The 560-nt window shown below is 47.9% G+C and carries 1 protein-coding gene; it reads right to left on the bottom strand.

What is annotated here, in order from left to right; genetic code table 11:
- Positions 1 to 560, bottom strand: a 560-nt coding sequence (gene galK, locus R7Z50_RS29945) for a galactokinase (RefSeq protein WP_318150077.1), incomplete at both ends; no start/stop codon positions are given.

Raw genomic sequence — 560 nt, 5'->3', positions numbered from 1 at the left:
TGATCACGACTGCCATGTCTTCTGGCATAGAGACTGCTTCAGTTTCAAGGCTACGGCAATCTAATAGCATCGCATGATTTTCACGCCCTTCCGCTGAAATCATTTGATCCATGATGCCGCAGTTGCAACCGACGAATTCGTTCTCTGCTTGCTGACCGTTTAACGCGATTTCGGCTTGGCTGATTTCAAGGTTGAACAGCACTTTAAACGTTTGACCGATGACAACTTCAAGCGCCGCAGACGAGCTTAAACCCGCACCTTGCGGTACATTTCCGCTGACTGATATATCAGCGCCAGTGAAATAGTAACCACGATCAAGCAAGCACTTCACCACACCACGAATATAGTTCACCCACATTTTGTCTGCTTGAAAAGTGATATCCTGGCTAATATCGAATTCATCCACAGCATTGCCGTAATCAAAAGACACCACACGGACTAGATTGTCGTCACGCTTTGCGGCAGCAACGACAGTTTGGTAGTTAATAGCACACGGCAGGACAAAACCGTCATTGTAGTCAGTGTGCTCACCAATCAGATTGACGCGACCCGGCGCTTGG

Source organism: Vibrio sp. 1249-1, from assembly GCF_033340495.1.
This window is presented reverse-complemented; position numbering and strand designations above follow the sequence as displayed.